Genomic DNA, 17,025 nt, shown 5'->3' with positions numbered 1-17,025 from the left:
TTATTAGTAAACCACTTTTTTGGTGACTATTGCACCATTCTCTGATTCAATTCGAACCAACAGTACCTGATTTGTAGTAGGCAATGTAGTAAATACTGTGGTGGTTCGGTCAACTTGCTTTTGGGTAGCAAGTAGTCTTCCTCTAATATCAAATATGCTTACAGTTGCCATATTCACAGCTCCTGAATCTATATACAATCCTTGGTTATTTTTGTAAACAATAACCGAATTATCATTAAATACCGGATTAGTAGTTCCTAAAGCAGTATCTGTATAACGCAATTCAAAACGATTATCAAAAGTACCAGCCAATGTTGCAAATGTATATGATGAGACTCTTAAATCATGAATAATATTTAAAACTTTATCCTCAACATACACATGTTGTGAAGTAAATAATCCATCATAATGAGACAAACTTATCGTAAAGGTTCCATCTATAGTCGACTTGTATCCTAATGGTATTGTCTCGTTAACATCAAAAGGCAACGGTTTCCCTTGGATACTCAATTTTGTATCTTCCACAGTTGTATAAAGTGTAACAGCATTACCTACGTCAACCATATCTCCATCAAATAATCTATCTAAACCACTAGTAGCTGTTTCTACATAACCAATCAATATTTGCTTGAAGGCTCCTTGAGAGTTAGCAATATCAATCCAATAACGATGCTTTTCTAATGCATCATCATTATCATTATCATTATTCTCTCTTGTATTTAATCTATAAAATTGGGTATTGTTACCTGCTCTTCTCATCGAATTGCTAAAAGTAGCCGTACCATTTGATAATCCTTTTACAAAAAATCCTTGACCGGAAGCTATGTTACCCAATGGAGGTGTTAGATCGGATGTTCCTGCTCCTGTGGTTGGTGCTGCCAGAGTCCCTCCTACTAAATTAAATATTGCATAATCGCTTGCAGTATATTGGAATGTTACTGGGTTTATTGGTGTATTATGCGTCCAAAAATAAAGTGTTCCACTAACATTTGGATTACCATTAATAAAATCAGGAGCGTTTAATGCACTAGGATATGGATTACCAATAAGATTCATCTGCGATGCACCTCCAACTATTGGTGTTGTAAATGTTCCGTTGTTTGGTACACCTATAAAACTTGCTGTATAATCCAATGGTAGCGCAGGGCTTACCGGATAATTAAGTGGCGCTCTAATAAGATATCCTTTACCAACTGTCATTGTTGTAGTACCAGGACTGGTCACGTATGCCCATGCATTTGAAGCAGCATTATAGGTAAGGAACCAATTTGTTGGCGATGCAGGCGAAACAGCTAATAAATTTTGTGGATTAACCGGACTTGACCAATAGGTGTAATCAAATTTATACATAGGTTCTGCAACTCTTTGAGAAGTAATATTTCCTGAATTACCTCCAGAATATACTCCAGGTGCATTAGTAACTGCTCCACTTTGGTAAAGACTCGCATTATCTTGTATTGTTAAGAATCCTGAACTAACATTAACCTCATTTTGAACAGTCAAAGTTCCAACATCAAATAAGACATCTGCCCCATTCGTTATAATAACACTACATGCTGATAAATTACCGGATGGTGATGCGTTTGTAGAAGAAACAAAGTCTTCTTGAAATTCGGCCGACAAACCAATTGTTGGACCTGTGCCATTAGACCAAACTCCACCAGCCCATATAACTCTGTTATAAGTTAAAGTAGCTGTAGTTGAATAAGCTGTAGTACATGAACCAACAGTAACTACTACTCTGTAATATCTGGTTCCTACAAAACTACCTATTTGTGCAGATGTTAACGTGGTAGAAGCACTTGAAGGCACATCTGTTAAATTAACTGTAAAAGCAGCATCGTCAGCATATTGCCATTTAGTAACAGTACCTGCACTGCCACTTAAAACAAGGTCGGCAAATGAACCTCCGCATATATTTTGACTACTTGAAACTGTTCCTCCTACGGCATTACCAATCACAAAAGTAGTAAGTGTTCTACAACCGGGATTCGACGAACATGCTCCATAAAAATTATAAGTTCCCGGTGTTAAAGTATTTGGCAATCCTGAACCTGCTACACCAACCGGATTATAAGGATTACCCGAACCTATTGGAGTACCTCCACTAGCCACGGTATACCAAGTTATTGATGCTGCTTGGAATGTCATTACGCTACCACCAACAGGAGTTATAAAATTCCACGTATAACTACCGGTTGTGCCACTGAAAAAAGTTGTAGTATATAACGTATAAACTACCCCGGCAGTTAAATTAACCGTAAATTTAGGTTGAACTCCGGATCCAGAATCATCATCAGCAGCAATTACTGTTCCTGAAGCACAACTACCAGGTGTAAATGAACCGCTAGTAATGTAAGCAAAGAAATCTATACCACCATCAGATGTTTCAAATGTATAACTTCCCGAAACACTAACCGTAATTTGAGTAGCATTATAATAAGCAGAAGTTCCAGATAAATTACAAGTAGTTCCTGTAACTTGTCGAAATGCTGTTGGACTACCTGTAGTCAGTGAATTGGTAATATTTGTAACTGGAGTCCAAGCATCACAAACAGTACTACTAGAAAGGCTTCCTGAACCACCGGTACAAACAACAGCACCTGTTGTAACTGGTGGAGGATTATTAACAGTAAAATCTGTACTGCTTGTAGCCGAGAATGTAGAAGTTATTACTTTAATTTTACCTGTAGTTGCAGTTGCCGGAACAGTAGCTGTAATCTGAGTTGGACTGTTAACTACATATGAGGCAGAAACTCCGTTAAAATTAACACCTGTAACACTGGTAAAACCTGTCCCGGTAATTACAACCGAAACCGATGAAGAACCGCAGTTATTATCTGTTGGAGTAAAGCTCGTAATAGTCGGGGGACTACTAACACATTTAATAGTAGCTGTCCAACCAAAAGGTGTTACAGAATCATCCGAAGTGAATTCAAAAGTAAGTGAACCATCAGCTGCAGTTGACAATATAGTTCCCGGTGATGTAGTTCCTGTCCAAGCACCTGTTGGACAAGATTTTGGGTGATTAGCAACCCTACCTGAAGACATTAAAGTTCCCGTATTATCCAATCCACTATATATCATCAATCCATCCCAACCTAATTCAACATTAAACGTATTGAAAATCACCATTAACTTGGCACCAGGTGTACCATCGGTCTTAAAGGTATAAGAATATGGTACATTCACCGCAGTTGAAGGCAGAGGAAAATATACTTTTTCATTATTAGAATAATTACCCGCTGTTCCACCACTGTCAGTAAAAGTAATGTTGGTAGTCGAACCACAAGCAACTGTATAAGGCCCTGTAGTATCATTTACTTTTATTACTGTTGGAATACTCACGTTTGTTGTTGTAAAACTGGCATAAGACGAAGACCAAGTACTGATTTGTCCTCCGCAATTAGAACGCACCCATACATAATAAGTAGTATTAGAAGACAAAGATGATAGGGTAACACCGGTACTGGAAACTGCACCTGTCTCTGTATCATAGTAACCCGGAGGCGTACTTGAGGTAGAAAGATAATAATAGTAGCCATTGCTTGGAGCACCTGTTGAAGGAACATTCCAAGCTATTGTGGCACCAAAATCATTCACACCTGAAACAGGGCTACCAGGAAAAGTTGGTGGCAAACAATTTTCTATTTCTAATCTTACGTTATCAAGATTTAAAGCTCCTGAACCTGTATTACTCAAAGCACTTAATAAAAAGCGAATGTAAAAAGTACCTGAAGTAGGTGCTACAAAGTTAAGTACGTTTGTAGTAACACTCGAAAAAGTATTGTGTGTAGCTAATAGCGAATTAACATTACTAACCGTTGGCGCAACATTATTTACAGGGCTACCAAAGAAAACCTGCATGTCTGCAGTTCCGTTTAGGTTACTGGCATAATCATAGGTCAAACGGTATAACTGACCTGCAGTTAAAGTAACTCCCTGTGTAAAGAAACTTTGTCCTACACCATTACAAAACAAATTTCCGTTAACACTATTAGATTGCCAGCTACTGGCTGTTGCCGAAGTACATGTTGGTAAAACACCACCTACTAAACCATTAAAAGTTTCAAGATAGGTAACCGTTTGTGGAGTACACAAAGTTGTTGTTGAAATTGGTCCAAGCCATGAACTCACACTACCAGAACCACAATTTGAACGCACCCAAAAATAGTATAAAGTGGAAGCACTTAAACCAGTAACGGTTGCTGATGTAGTAGCAACTGTCCCTCCGTTTGGTGATGTAGCTCCAGTTGGTGCTGTATTGGTTGTACTATAATAAACTTCATAATTGGCTGCTGTACCCGACCAGGTCAAAAAGGCACTGTTGTGGGAAACACCTCCTGCAGCAGCAAATGCCAATGCAGTTGGAGCCGGACAACCCACACACTCAACCTTTATTTTATAACCGGATAATGGTGCACCTGTACCTGATACAAATCTAACTGTGATATTACCACTCGAATCTGTTGAAGCATAAACCGTTACTCCGGGAAGTGTACTTGTACTGGTATATGCATTTAATAATACTGTGGATGCTGTTGTGGGTCCGTTATAAACACTTATTGTACTGGCAGTTCCACCAGATGCACCATTGATAGCAAAAGGACTCTGAAAGGTAATTTGCACTTTCTCTGAGGCAATTGCAGGGGCAAAAGTAATTGTTTGTGTTTGCAATCTATTGTATTCGTCTGAACTACCACCCTGATCATATAAAGTTAAAAAACCTGTTCCCGCTGCAGGAACAGTAATAGGGCTACACGAACTGTTACCTAACTCAGGAACAACAATCGTATTCTCACTGGCTGTTCTTGAAGTCCATGCAATATCATCTATTAGAAGACTACCAAAAGGACCATTATCAACTATTTTAAATTTCACGTTACTATTTAGTGAATTGCTTGTCCCAAATGTAACTGATATCAACTGCCATTCACTAAAATTTGTCAAGGCAGGTAACACAAAAGATGTAACGTTATAATTCGTTCTATTTGTACTATCTAATAAACTATACCAAGTACCCAGACCATCACCTACTAATAAATCATAATCGTCACCAAAAAGATAAAAGGAAAAGGTTTGAGGTGTTGCAATAGTTGGCGTTATAACGTATTCACCATTTACTGTATCATAATTGAAAAGTCCTCTGGCACCCGTTCGAAAAGTCCCACCATTACCATCATCATAAACACCTAAATTGGTACTAAAACTCCAACCCGCACCAGTTAGCGTAGAAATATCTTGCGGAACACTCTCAAAAGCTTGATACGGTCCGATACATTGTGCAAAAGTGATTTGAGTACCACTTAAACCTAAAAGCATTCCAAATAACAAAATTTGAAATACTAATCCTTTTTTAAACAAAACCAAATTACTCGAGGCTGTAAGTAAAGATTTTCTCATAGTTAATTTTTTAAGTTGTGCGTCACCACTCACAATGACATTAAAAGCAATGTTATATTATGGTTAAGGCGTTAAATTTACGCCATAAAAAATTGTAATCCTCATCCGGTCATCAAAAACCAATTGTTTTTCGATAAACTGTAAATATAATAGACCAATGCTGCACAATACTGCTACATTGGGTTATTTCATTTATAATCCATAAAAAAAATAGTACATTTTTAAGCAAACAGACTATTATTTAATGTTCCAAAATTAAATAATTATAATGAATTTGGGTGCGCTAATTTAACAAATTGTCAACACTTTTCAATATTTGTTTATAAAACATGTCTAAATAGGACAAAAAAATTACATTATTAATAAATACCTTATAAAAACTTAATGCTAAATTAATGTTCAAAATTAAAGCATTAACGAATAACTCTTTTAGTCACCACTACACCATCGTCTGTTGTTATTTGAACTAATAATACCTCATTGACAAAGCCGGCTTGAAAGCTTGTTTGCGTGGCATTAATACCTTTTTTCTTCAACAACAATCTACCTGCAATATCATATACTTTTATAGATTCCATATTAGTTGTTCCGGTAGTAACAACAAACTCATTAGTTGCGTTTCTGTAGATTACAATCTGATTAGCATCAAAAGCAGGATTATTAGTACCTAAAGCAGTATTGGTAAATCGAATCTCAAATCGATTTTCAAAAGTTCCTGTTTCGGTTGCAAACTCATAATCCCCTGTTCTCAAATCATGAATCATATTTAAGAGTTTATCTTCTATATAGATAGATTGTGATTCAAACAAACCATCAAAATCAGACAATCTAATCAGATAGGTTCCGGCAACAGTCGATTTATATCCAACCGGAATTATATCGGCTGCATTAAATGGTAAAGCGCGACCCTGAATACTAAGTTTTTTATCCTCCTGCATCGTGTAGAGGGTAATTATATTTCCAACATCTACTAATTCTCCATCAAAACCTCTATCCATTCCTACATTCGTTGCATTTTCAATATAGCCAACTAAAAGTTGTTTGAATGCACCATCGGGATTATAAATATCGAGCCAAAAACGATGACGTTCCAAATCATCAATTACTGAAGTTTCAGTGTGTGGATTTGTCGTTCTGTAAAATAAATTATTGTTACCGGCCAATCGCATACTGTTTTTAAAAGTAGCGTTTCCATTAGTCAATCCTTTAACAAAGAACCCTTGACCTGCCGCAATATTACCATTAGGAGCAGTGTTATTCACACCACTACTTGGAGAAGCTGTTCCGATACCTGTTGCAGTGCTTCCTGTATAATTATAAACTGCATAATCATTTCCTGTATAATTATTGCCTGATATTGGTGTGTTATGTGTCCAAAAATAAAGAGTAGCGTCAATAACAGGAACATTCAAAGGATCAGACAAAAATAAATTGGCACTTAATGCACATGGATATGGATTTCCTATTAAATTAACCTGATTGCCTCCTCCCACAATAGGAATGGTTATATTTCCTGTATTTGGTACTCCAACAAACGAGCCTGTAAATATGTTAGTGGTTGTTGTATTAAATGGAGCAATATCAGGTGTTCGTATTAGATATCCTTTTGCAGGAATCATTACATCAGTTCCATTAGCATAGGCATAACGACCCGTAGCTGAATTAAAGGTATAGAATAAAGTTGTACCCGGAGAAAAACCTATTAATGTTTGCGGAGTTACCGGGGCGGACCAATAGGTATAATCAAATTTACGAACCGGAGTACTGTTTCTTTTGTAGGTAATACTTCCTGAGTTGGTAAACTGTACCCCTAAATTATTTAAAGTATTCACCTGAACCAGGCTGGCAGTATTTTGGAAGGTTATTGAACCTCCGGTTACTTTAATATCATTTTGCACTGTAAATGTATGACCCGAAAGGATAGATACAGCACCCGAAAGCACCTCAACCGAACAAGCCTGAAGATCAGCTCCTGATGTATAATTTCCGGCAAAAATCACTTTAGTGGTAGCACTAGGAAAACCATTGCTCCATGAAGTTCCATTCCAGGTTGTTGATGAAAAACTTACATATACCGAATTAGAATATACTACGGGACAAGTTCCGGTTTGAAGTACAACTCTATAATAGCGTGTGCCTGTATAAGTTCCTATTTGAGCCGCTGTTAGCGTGGTTGTTGTATTGGCAATGGTGGTTAAACCAACTGTAAAAGCCGCATCTGTTGCATATTCCCATCTAACAATCGTACCAACAGAACCTGTTAGAGTTAAACTATTTGGTTCCCAATTTGCACACATAGCCTGACTGCTCGATAAAACTCCTGCTGTTGGTGCAGGTATAACCGTTATGACACTTGAATTAAAGGTTGAACACCCATTAGCTCCAAGAGCCGTTCCTGTATAAGTAGTCGTCGCACTAGGTTTGGCATAGACAGTTGATGTTGGTGTTCCTGCAATATAAGGACTGGTTGCCGCAGCATTAAAATAAAGTGCCGTTGCAGGTGACCAACTTACCTCTAATGCCAGTGCTCCTGTAATATTGATATTGTCGATTGCCCAACCATAATCCCAAGTCGCATCGTAATAAAATCTAAGCATAACAGATAAACCAACATAAGCGCTCAAATCTGCTGTTGCATTAACAAAAGCAGAAGCCGTTCCCCTGGAAGCTGTAAAGGCAGTTACAAGTATCCAGGTAGCACCTCCATCAGTTGATACCTGAACCCAGGCTTTGTTTCCACCAATATACCTTAAATAGTGCCAAAAGCTTAGTGTGGCGCTGGTATAACCTGACAAATTTATTGTAGGAGATGTCAAATAGGTCATGGTTCTATTACTACTTGGAGTACCTTGAGCATCTGAATTGGTAAAATAAAACTGTGAAGCATCATTACTACTTATCGTGGTATTCCAAGTTCCGCTTGAGTATGTATAGGGGCTTGTTCTCAATGTCCATGAAGCGTTAGCAGGAATTCCTCCGGTAGAAGTGTTAGTCGTTGTCCAACTATTACTACCATTGAAGTTTTCGCTGTAGATTACCGCTGCGCTTGCTGCTGCTAAAGTAGCATTTAGTGTCTGAACAGCCCCTTCACAGATTGTAGCTGATGCAGGCAATATACTAATAGCAGGAGGTTGTGGTTTTACGGTAACTGTTATACTCAACAACGATGAACATAAACTCCCTGATGTTTGTGAAGCTGTTAAAGAATAAGTTGTAGTTGCAGTAGGCTGAAATGTATAACCAGTTGCTACAGAACCAACAATATTTGTATTTGGTGACCATACGAAATTATTATAAGATGCAGCACCTGTTATAGTTACCAATGGCGTAATTTCTCCATAACAAATAGTAGCTGTAGTTTGGCTCAGGGAAATACTTGGTGCACTGGTCACAGTAGCATTTACAGGCGTTAGAAGTGAGCGGCAGATATTAGAGAATTTCCAATTATAAGCAAACATATAAAACGTATTGTCATAACCGTTTCCTGTTATGCTGGCAACAGAAGAATTATAAGGATATGAAGCGTTATCAATGTTAATCAACAAACCTGCTGCAGGTAAAGTATCCATGTATAGAAAAAAGTTACCTACTGGTAAATTGATTCCAAATGGAATGGTCTGCACAGTATTTCCACCAGCTGCATTGGTTGTGTATGGATATGTTGCCAATATTCCATTAGATGCATTTCGAATAGTAAATACGCCACTTTGCCCTGAAACTAGAGGATAAATATCGATTGATTGCAAGGTAGTAGCTGTTGAAACAGAAAAACTTACAAAGGTTTGAGTAAGGCCTGTACTTAAAGATCCGCCTTGGGCTATTGGCGAAATTGGACCAACCGTTACAAGCCCCCCCGGTGCTCTTGATTGAGCATAGTAAGTAGTTGTAGCGAAAAGTGTAGGAGTAACATAATTATTACCGGTTGAAATCAGGTTTGTTCCTGCGGAATCAGAAAACCATTCTACAGTAGAACCCGGAGCAGAAGTAGCTTGTAAAGTTGTTGATCCACCTCCACAGAGTGTTCCATTTACAACTGTTAGTAAAGTTGGTGTTGTACAGTCCGTGCTAAAAGATTGAATTAAACTCCAAATACTTTTATCTGTAGTACTACAATTACCTCTAACCCAAACATAATATAAAGTTGCCGGTGTCAATCCTGTAATAGTAGCGGTCAAGATTCCTGCACCAACTGAACCAGATGGTGTTACACTAACACTAGGTTGTGTATTGGAAGTGCTAAAATAATATTGATACCCATTCGCTGGTGCCGGTACCGGTTCATCCCACGAAATATTTGCCGTGGTAGCATTTGTAGAATTGACCGTGATAGATGCAGGTTCAAAACAAGTAGGAGAAACAATAACACTAATATCATCTACCACAATTTTACTTTGATTGGCAAAACTATAACCTTGAAATCCTAAATAATAAACATCATTAGTAACCGGAATAAAGTCAACTGTAGCCGTTTGATAAACTGTATTTACAAGATTAGGTAAATCTAATATCGTAATATTCATACTAGGTTCGGATGGACCATTACCTAAACGAACCCTTAGATTTTCGGTATATGTTCCTGCACTTGTGGTATTATATTTAAATTTCAATCGATAAGAAACTCCGGCGCTTAAACTTAGACCAGGAGTAAAAAACCAATCGTCAGAATCAATAGGATTATTTGTAGCTAAATGAATTGCATTAGGCGTTGATGATGCGATTGAATTTTGAACTTGCCAAAGCGCACTATCAGAGTTATTATTAGTAATGGTAAAACAAGTTGGAACTGTTGCCACAGTAGTTGTATCGAAATTTTGAAAATATGGAATTGAATAGGCACCACAAGTTGTAGTTACCGAGGCGGTACTACTATTAACATTACAACCTAAACCAACTGCTCTAACCCGAAAATAATAGGTAGTGAAAGGACTTAATCCATTAACAGCTAAACTGGTAAGTGTACTTGATGAAATATTATTGTAGGCAGGAAGAATAGCGGTAAAAGTGTTGTTGGTGGAAACATCGATACGATAGTCTGTTGCTCCTGTTACTGCACTCCACGTAGCTGTGAAAGAGTTCCCTTCGACGGTTGATGCTGTCAAGCCTGTTGGTGCCGGTATACAAGTGGCATTTGACTCTGAAATCATCCCTGCAAAATAATAAAACGGACCACCAATACAGCCCGAATTATATGGTATAACCCAATAGTAATAATTTGTATTTGGAGTTAAAGATGTTTGCGTAAAAGTGGTTGCATTAGTATTGCCGATTACTGTATAGGTTCCTGATATAATTTCACCTACAGCCCTATATACTCTATTTGGAATATTTAAGCTGGTGGGAGGTGTTGCAACTACGCTGCTTAATATCAGATAATTAGTTGGAGCCGGAGAAGCCGCCGTAAAGCTATTACCAACAAAACTGGTTGTGCTTACACTTGTTCCACCTATTATAAGATTAGATGGCGCTGCTGATGGCGTGAGACAAGTAGCTGAAGGCGTAAATGAAAATTTAAGTCCATTATTAGGATATTCTGTTACACTGGTTCTGACAGTATTTGAATTAGCAGTTCCCTCTACAGTTTTTCCAAACCATGCACTATTAACGTTTGCTCCTGTTTGCAAACGGTTTTTAACATCTCCCTGAAAAAAATCATTTGTAACACCACGTATACCAACCTGCGTATTTAAAACGGTAGTATCATCGGGAGCACATGCACCGTAAGACAGCTCAACGACATTTGTAGTTTCAACTAATCGTATTTGAAAATTAAAATTACCTGTCATGAATTTTCTTCGCGCATTAGTCCATTGCACTACAAAAATTCTGTTTGGTGATGATCCTATTGTTTTATAAACAATGTCTTCTGTAGCACTAGAAGTAGAAGAAGTTAAATTCATTCCTAACGCACTAATACTTCCGCCATTTGTATATGCAGTAGCGTCACTAAGTGGGATGTAATTTGTTGCTGTTGGAGCAATTCCAAAAGAAATAAATCCGTTTGAACTAATATAACACTGTGTTTGATTTACTCCATTAAAGGTAAAGGTAAAGCCCAAGTTAACAGCAGCAGTTACATTGTCATCCCAAGGAGCAGCAATAGCAGTTGTTGGAGTTGTTAATGCTGTGTATGTTGAATTTGATTCGGTGAATCCATAAGTATTCACTTGAGCAAACCCAAAATGGCAAAGCAACATGACAATGAAACTTATAAAAAAACTATATTTAGGTCTTTTTTTATTCAAGATATATGTTTTGGGACTATGTGAAGCACTAATTATAAATAAAGCAATTTTTTAATAATTTAATTTTAAACGTTTAAACGGAAATTTATAAATTATTTAAATATCCTAAAAAAATCAGGAGCGTAAATTTATAAGAAATCCATATAAAAAAAAGGATGATTAATGAATTTTAATGATTAATCGTTAAACTGTAAAAAACATCGATATGCCACATCGAAACAGTCGTATTATTCTTATATTTTTACTGGTCTTTTATGTGTTTTAATCCGTTGATTTTTTTTATATATTAACTGATTTACAACATTAAAGGTCGCAAATATATACGAAATATTGAATAAAAAAAGTTCAAATGTAAATATATGAATTAAAATAGCTGATTACAAAAGGAACATCAATGCAAAGCCGTTTTTAAATACTATAATTCTCATATAAAAACATGCCTCTTTTAAATTTGTGAAAGCTAACATTTACCTATCTTTGAAAAAAATATATCATGAGTCAAAATATAATTCTCAACCATCTGGAAATAGATCATAAAATCAAAAGAATTGCTTATCAGATTTACGAGACTTTTGCCGAAGAAAAAGAAGTAATCATAGCCGGAATTGCAAATAATGGTTATGTTTTTGCAGAAAAAATAGGTTCCGTTTTAAAAAACATTTCTGATTTAAAAGTTACACTTTGTGAGGTTAAGATTGACAAACAAAATCCTTCTGCCAAAATCACTACTTCGATTCCAAATGAACTATACCTAAACAAAAGCATAGTCTTGGTTGATGATGTATTAAACTCGGGTACCACACTGATATATGGTGTTAAACACTTTTTAGAAACGCCTGTAAAAAAAATCAAAACAGCAGTTTTGGTTGACCGAAATCACAAAAAATTTCCGGTTAAAGCTGACTTCAAAGGCATCTCACTATCGACTTCATTAAAAGAACATGTTCATGTTGTATTTGAAAACAAAAACAATCATGCCTATCTAGTCTAAATACTGAAGTATTTCTTGGGCTATTGTATCCGGGGTTTTATTGTCGATGTTAACTTTAAAAGTAGCTTGATTATAAAAATAGCTTCTTTCAAACAAGTGCTTGGCGACAAACTCTTTTAATTCGTCTTGGGATTGATTGGCAACAAGAGGTCTTGTTTTTTTTTCTGAAATAAGTCTTTCTAAAATAAGAGATAGTGAAGCATTCAAATAAATTGAAATAGAATTTTTGCCATTGAGCAGTAAATGATTATCCGCATAACATGGAGTTCCCCCTCCGGTACTGATAATTAAATTTTCTTCATTCTCTGTAATTTCCTTGAAAATTTCGTGTTCAATTTTTCGAAAGTAAACTTCACCTTTCTGTTTAAACAGTTCGCTGATACTTAAATTAGTTTTTTTTTCGATCAAACTATCTAAGTCAACCCATTTAGTCTCCATTTTTTCTGACAGTACCTGAGCAATTGTAGTCTTCCCAACAGCCATATAACCAATCAAAATAACTTTCTTCATTACAATAAAACCTTATAAATTAAGCCGTTAACGTCCTTTGTCAAAAAAAGGCAAATTTATAATAAAATTGCTTTGAAATATAAATAATAAGGTCTTATATTTGCACCCGCATTCAAGAAAAGAAAAAGACTCGATAGCTCAGTCGGTAGAGCACATCACTTTTAATGATGGGGTCCTGGGTTCGAGCCCCAGTCGGGTCACAAATTTTCTGCTTCTTTTTGCCAAAGACTCGATAGCTCAGTCGGTAGAGCACATCACTTTTAATGATGGGGTCCTGGGTTCGAGCCCCAGTCGGGTCACAAAAAGTCGAACAGATTTTGTTTGGCTTTTTTTGTTTTAGGCCACGTGGAGAAATTGGTAGACTCGCCATCTTGAGGGGGTGGTGTTGCAAGACGTGTCAGTTCGAATCTGATCGTGGTCACGAATAAATGGAAATGTCTAATAAAAATGATAAGCTTACTTAATCATTTTTATTGGGCATTTTTATTTTCAGCAAGGTAATTCCTTCTTAGTTACGGTTCAAGATTAAACTCTATTATAAGTTTACTCTTTTTTTAGTTTTTTTTCACTTAGTAAAAATATTATGCTATTTTTGTTTATTATTTTTCTACAAAAGATGAACAATATTAAAAATACTTTCAGCATAAAAGACCTGGAAAACCTAACCGGAATCAAGGCTCATACTATCAGAATATGGGAGAAAAGATATAATGTTCTCGAACCCATGCGTACTGAAACAAATATCCGTTTGTATGATATTGAAAATCTGCAAAAGCTTTTAAACATAACCTTATTGCACAATCACGGCTACAAAATTTCACATATTTCTAAGCTGTCTAAGGAAAGAATTCCTCAACTGGCAAACGAAATTATATCTGATAAAAGCTTTAAAAGTCACGCGATTAGTTCCTTTAAAATGGCGATGATGAATTTTGATCAGGTACTGTTTTTAAAAACCTATGACAAATTACTTTCTGAGAAATCGTTCCGCGAAGTCTTTTTCGATATTTTCATTCCTTTCATTCAAGAAGTTGGTTATTTATGGCAAACCAATACTATTTCAATTGCGCATGAACATTTCATCAGTTACTTAATTAAGCAGAAATTACTAATCAATACCGAAAAACTTCAAATTCAGGAGCCTACAAAACATGACAAAGTTTTTGTTTTGTATTTACCAGATAATGAAATACATGAACTTGGCTTAATGTATTTAAATTATGAAATACAATTTAACGGTTATAAAACCATATATTTGGGAGAAAGTGTACCGATTGATAGTTTAAAAGATGTAAAAAAATATTTTGATAATATAATTTATGTTTGTTATATGACTGTTGAGCCAAACAAATCATTAGTTAATGACTATATAAAAGAAGTCCAAAAAGAACTACTAATCGACAATTCGGAATTTTGGACTATTGGCAGAATGGTAGAAAGCATCGATACTAAATTGTGCTCTGATAATTTATTGACTTTTACATCTATCAAAAATCTGACGGATACTATATAATTGTTAAAACGTTTTTTTATTGTTTAACTTTTATTTACTTTTGTTAAACAAAATGAAAAAAGAAATCAAAATAATCGGCTCCGGATTTTCATCACTTGCTGCTTCCTGTTATTTGGCACAGCAAGGGCATAATATTACTATTTACGAAAAAAATGAAACTATTGGGGGCAGAGCGCGCCAGTTAAAAAAAGAGGGGTTTACGTTTGACATTGGTCCAACTTGGTATTGGATGCCTGATGTTTTTGAGCGCTTCTTTGCTGATTTTGGCAAAAAACCATCTGATTATTATGAACTAATCAAACTCTCTCCTGCTTACCAGGTTTACTTTGGTCCAAAAAATTTTATAACCATTGCTGACAATCTTGCTGAAATTATTACCACTTTTGAATCTATAGAAAAAGGAAGCGGACAAAAATTAGCTGTTTTTATGAAGGAAGCCCAAAGTAATTATGATATAGCTATAAAAGACCTGGTTTATCGTCCCGGAGTTTCTCCTTTAGAATTGATTACTTTTGAAACAGTCAAAAAAGTAAATCAGTTTTTCGGAAACATCTCTAAAGACATTCGAAAAAAATTTAAGAATCCGAAACTAATCCAAATCCTTGAATTTCCTGTACTTTTTCTTGGAGCAAAGCCATCAGACACGCCATCTTTCTACAGTTTTATGAATTTTGCAGATTTCGGTTTGGGAACCTGGCATCCAAAAAACGGAATGTACAGTGTGATTTTGGCAATGGAAAAATTAGCTTTAGAACTTGGCGTGACTATTCATACAAACTCGAATATTGAAAAAATTAATGTTGATAACGGAAAAGCCAATGCCCTAATAGTAAATGGTGAAATTGTGAATGGTGACATTATTTTAAGTGGTGCCGATTATCATCATACAGAAAGTTTGTTAGATAAAAAACATCGGGCTTATTCAGAAAACTATTGGGAGAGCAAAACATTCGCGCCATCTTCGCTCCTATTCTATGTGGGTTTTGACAAAAAAATAGAAAATGTCGAACACCATACTTTGTTCTTTGATGTTAATTTTGATACTCATGCACGAGATATTTACGATACTCCAAAATGGCCCGAAGAACCATTATTCTACGCCAGTTTCCCATCAAAAACGGATGCCAATTCAGCACCAATCGGAAAAGAAGCCGGAATATTTTTAATTCCGTTAGCCCCTGGATTACAAGACATTCCTGAGATAAGGGAAGAATATTTCGAGAAAATTATTACCCGATTTGAAAAACTGACTCAACAAACAGTAAAAGACAGCATTATTTTCAAAGAATCATTTTGTGTAAATGATTTTATTACAGAATACAATTCGTATAAAGGAAATGCATACGGTTTGGCCAACACCTTACTTCAGACAGCATTTTTAAGACCCAAATTGAAAAGTAAAAAAGTAAAGAACCTCTTTTTCACCGGACAATTAACCGTTCCCGGACCAGGTGTTCCTCCAGCATTAATCTCTGGCAAACTGGTTTCGGAACTGATTCAAAAAAATCTTTAATTCAATAGAAAGTATGAAATCCCTTTTTGATAAAATATCATTCGATTGTAGCAAGAACGTTACTAAATCCTACAGCACATCGTTTTCTGCTGCTGTAAAAATGTTGTCATCTACTATTCGTCAAGACATTTATAACATCTATGGATTTGTGCGCTTTGCTGATGAAATTGTAGACACCTTTCATGATTATGACAAAGAAGTACTTTTCGAAATGTTTGAAAAAGATCTGGAAAGTGCGCTGCAAAACAAGATAAGTTTAAATCCCGTACTCAATTCTTTCCAACATACTGTCCATAAATATGCAATTCCACGAAGCATGATTACCGCTTTTATGAACAGTATGAAATTAGATTTACATAAAAAAGAATATACAACAATTGATGAATTTAATGATTATATTTATGGCTCGGCTGATGTAGTTGGCTTGATGTGCCTGAAAGTTTTTGTGAATGGTGATGAAAAGAAATTTAATGAATTAAAACAGTCCGCAATGCGACTGGGTTCTGCTTTTCAAAAGGTAAATTTCTTAAGAGATCTTAAAACCGATTATGAAGATTTAAACAGAACCTATTTCCCTAATACTGATTTATCAAGGTTAGACGATTGTTCAAAAGATGCCATCATCAAAGAAATTGAAGCCGATTTTGAAGCAGGATTTCAAGGGATTTTAAAATTGCCGTTGGAAGCAAAATTCGGAGTTTATACGGCTTATATTTATTACAAAAAATTGTTGTCAAAGCTAAAAAAAACACCTTCTGTTGAAATCAAAAACACCCGAATCCGTGTTCCTGATTATGAAAAGTTTGGGCTCCTGGCGAAATGTTATGTTAATTATCATCTGAATTTATTATAA

General features: G+C 35.8%; 7 protein-coding genes and 3 tRNA genes. 7 read left to right on the top strand and 3 right to left on the bottom strand.

Translation table 11 applies throughout. From position 1 onward, the window contains the following. Positions 1-3 precede the first annotated feature (3 nt). The gene (locus L1S35_RS11185) at positions 4-5,403 is read right to left on the bottom strand and encodes a RemA C-terminal-like gliding motility protein (protein ID WP_236400692.1); all 5,400 of its coding nucleotides are present in this window, start codon (positions 5,401-5,403) and stop codon (positions 4-6) included. A 413-nt stretch (positions 5,404-5,816) separates the two neighbouring features. Further along, positions 5,817-11,645, bottom strand: a complete 5,829-nt coding sequence (locus L1S35_RS11180) for a RemA C-terminal-like gliding motility protein (RefSeq protein WP_236400690.1) — start codon at positions 11,643-11,645, stop codon at positions 5,817-5,819. Positions 11,646-12,138: 493 nt separating this feature from the next. Between L1S35_RS11180 and L1S35_RS11175 the strand changes: the two genes are divergently transcribed. Then, complete coding sequence (locus tag L1S35_RS11175; protein ID WP_236400688.1) at positions 12,139-12,636, top strand: phosphoribosyltransferase family protein; 498 nt, start codon at positions 12,139-12,141, stop codon at positions 12,634-12,636. On the opposite strand, the gene L1S35_RS11170 is transcribed toward L1S35_RS11175, so the two are convergent. Further along, complete coding sequence (locus L1S35_RS11170) at positions 12,628-13,146, bottom strand: shikimate kinase (protein ID WP_236400686.1); 519 nt, start codon at positions 13,144-13,146, stop codon at positions 12,628-12,630. The genes L1S35_RS11175 and L1S35_RS11170 overlap by 9 nt on opposite strands. A gap of 127 nt (positions 13,147-13,273) precedes the next feature. Here L1S35_RS11170 and L1S35_RS11165 point away from each other — a divergent pair. The 6 genes from L1S35_RS11165 (at position 13,274) to L1S35_RS11140 (ending at position 17,025) form a co-directional block, all read left to right on the top strand. Continuing rightward, positions 13,274-13,346: transfer RNA gene (locus tag L1S35_RS11165), tRNA-Lys, on the top strand. A gap of 26 nt (positions 13,347-13,372) precedes the next feature. Continuing rightward, positions 13,373-13,445, top strand: a tRNA-Lys gene (locus L1S35_RS11160). 40 nt (positions 13,446-13,485) lie between these two features. Continuing rightward, positions 13,486-13,567, top strand: a tRNA-Leu gene (locus tag L1S35_RS11155). A 195-nt stretch (positions 13,568-13,762) separates the two neighbouring features. Continuing rightward, on the top strand, positions 13,763-14,659 hold the full coding sequence (locus L1S35_RS11150) for a MerR family transcriptional regulator (protein WP_236400684.1): 897 nt from the start codon (positions 13,763-13,765) through the stop codon (positions 14,657-14,659). Between the two features lie 52 nt (positions 14,660-14,711). Next, positions 14,712-16,172, top strand: a complete 1,461-nt coding sequence (crtID, locus tag L1S35_RS11145; protein WP_236400682.1) for a bifunctional phytoene desaturase/3,4-desaturase — start codon at positions 14,712-14,714, stop codon at positions 16,170-16,172. Between the two features lie 13 nt (positions 16,173-16,185). After that, positions 16,186-17,025 carry a phytoene/squalene synthase family protein gene (locus tag L1S35_RS11140; RefSeq protein ID WP_236400679.1) on the top strand — a complete coding sequence of 280 codons (840 nt, stop codon included), beginning with the start codon at positions 16,186-16,188 and terminating at the stop codon, positions 17,023-17,025.

This window comes from Flavobacterium anseongense (assembly GCF_021608185.1).
In the GTDB taxonomy this organism is placed as follows: Bacteria; Bacteroidota; Bacteroidia; order Flavobacteriales; family Flavobacteriaceae; genus Flavobacterium; species Flavobacterium anseongense.
The sequence above is the reverse complement of the archived record's forward strand: the minus strand, read 5'-3'. Positions and strand labels throughout refer to the sequence as shown.